Source organism: Kitasatospora sp. MY 5-36, from assembly GCF_001182915.1.
GTDB lineage: Bacteria > Actinomycetota > Actinomycetes > Streptomycetales > Streptomycetaceae > Kitasatospora.
In genome coordinates this window covers 1-2283 of sequence record NZ_LFVW01000422.1, presented here as the reverse complement: position 1 = coordinate 2283, position 2283 = coordinate 1, and the positions used below count along the sequence as shown (strand labels likewise).

1 protein-coding gene is annotated in these 2283 nt (G+C 76.4%); it reads right to left on the bottom strand.

Annotated elements, in window-relative coordinates; translation table 11 throughout:
* Positions 1 to 2283, bottom strand: a 2283-nt coding sequence (locus tag AE652_RS25275; protein ID WP_049655444.1) for a ComEC/Rec2 family competence protein, incomplete at both ends; no start/stop codon positions are given.

Genomic DNA, 2283 nt, shown 5'->3' with positions numbered 1-2283 from the left:
CGGGTTGGGGGTGGACGGCCGCGCCGAGGGGGGCCGGTGAGTCGCCCGTCACCGCGATGGCCCCCTCCCGATCGGGGCGCAGAACGGTGGCGCCGAGTGCGCGCAGGTGGTCGACCGTCTTCGGGGACGGGTGACCGTACGGGTTGCCCTCACCGCAGGAGACGAGGGCCAGCCGGGGCCGCAGCGCACCGGCCAAGTCCCAGTCCTGGTGGGCCGATCCATGGTGCGCCACCTTCACGACGTCGACCTTCCCCAGTCGGCCCAGCAGGGCCGACTGGGCCTGCGGTTCGAGATCTCCGAGCAGTGCCATCCGTAGTCCTCCTGTCAGTGACACCATCAATGCGACGCTTGCGTTGTTCGGTCCGGGCGCCTCGGCAGCCGCACCGGGGACGGGCCACACCACGTCCCAGGCCAACTCCGCCCCGACGGAGCGCCGTTCACCCCGACCCGCTCTCAGTAGCGGCAGGCCGGCCCCGGCGGCCCAGCCCGTCACCCGGGCCGCCTCGCCCGGCGGGTCGTCCAGCGTGGTGCCCTCGACGGCGCCGACCCGGCGGCCCCGCAACACCCCCGGCACGCCCTCGACGTGGTCGGCATGGAAATGCGTCAGCAGGAGTAAGGGGACGGTCGTGACGCCGAGGTCGCGCAGGCATCGGTCGGCGGCGTTCGGGTCCGGCCCGGCGTCGATCACCACCGCGCTGTCCGGCTCCCCCGTCGCCAGGGCCAGCATGTCCCCCTGCCCGATGTCGCACATCACCAGTCGCCACCCCGGCGGCGGCCAGCCGGTGGCGATCCGGATGAGCTGCGGCGGGCGGAGCAGCACGGCCAGCAGAACCAGCATCAGCACTGCCGTCACCAGCGCCCGCGCCCAGCGCCGCCGGGCGGGCACCGGCACCGGACTGCCCGGCTCCCGCCGTCGGGGCAGCAGGAGCGGCGCCGCCCAGCAAGCCGCCAGGACGGCCAGCGCGACCGTCGCCGTACCGAACCACCCGCCGGGCCAGGTCAGTTGGCCACCTGGTACCTCGGCGCCGCGCCGTGCGACCAGGGCCAGCCAGCCGGCCGGCAGCCCGGCCGGTTCCGCAAGCAGGCGGGCCAGGGCCGGAAGGAGCGGCTGAAGGGCGAGCACCCCGAAGCCGAGCAGCGTCGCCGGGGCCACTGCCAGCTCTGCCAGCAGGTTGCAGGGGATGCCGACCAGGCTGATGTGCCCGGACAGCACCACCGTCACCGGCGCGCACAGCGCCTGGGCGGCCGCCGTCGCGGCGAACGCGCCTGCCAGGTGGTGCGGCCAGCGGCGGGCCCGCAGGGCTTCGGCCCAGTGCGGCCCCAGGACGAGCAGCCCGGCGGTGGCGAGCACGGAGAGCAAGAAGCCGAACGAGCGCGCCAGGAACGGGTCCAGCAGGACCAGCACCAGGACGGCCCCGGCGAGCGCGGGCACGGCCTTGCGGGGACGGCCGGTGGCCAGGGCCAGCATGCCGATCAGTCCCGTCCCGGCCGCCCGCAGCACGCTGGGCTCGGGCCGGCAGACGGTGACGAAGGCCAGCGTCAGAGCCGTGCCGAGCAGCGCGCCGGTGCGCAGTGACAGCCCCAGCACCGCGGCCAGCCCGCGCCGTTCCGGGGTGCCGGCCTGCCCGGGTGCTCCCAGCAGCGCACCGAGGACGATCGCCAGGTTGGCCCCGCTGACCGCCACCAGGTGAACCAGGTCGGTGGCCCGGAAGGCGTCGTCGAGGTCGTCGGGCAGTCGCGAGGTGTCGCCGACGACCAACCCCGGGAGCAGCCCGCGCGCATCCGCAGGAAGTCCGTCGGTGGCCGTGCGGAGGCCTTCACGGAGGCGCCCGGCGATCCGCTGCGGCAGGCTCGGCGGCGCCAGCTGCCGGGGCGCCCCGTGGACCACCAGCAGCGCGGCGGACTCGGTGTCGTGCCCCTCCCCCGCCGGCCGTACCTCGGCCTCCACGGCCAGCCGCTGGGACGGGAGCAGCCGCTGCCAGGGCTCGCCCTCCGCCCCTCGGGCCATGACGGTCACCGGCGTACGCGTGCGGGTGCTCCGCCCGTCCGGGAGCGGGGTGACACGGTCGGCCACCGCGTCCACGGTCAGGAGCGTCTGCCCGCCGACGGTGCCGCCCCGGGAGGTGTGGACCTTCGGGTCCCCCGCGACGGTCAGCTCCACCTCCACCACCGGGGCGGGCTCGCCCGGCGCTCGCGGACCGGCGGCCGCGGACGCACGGGCGAGCTCCGGCAGCGGCCCCCGGTGCAGGTCGGCGGTGTGCAGCGGGGTGGCGATCGCGGCCG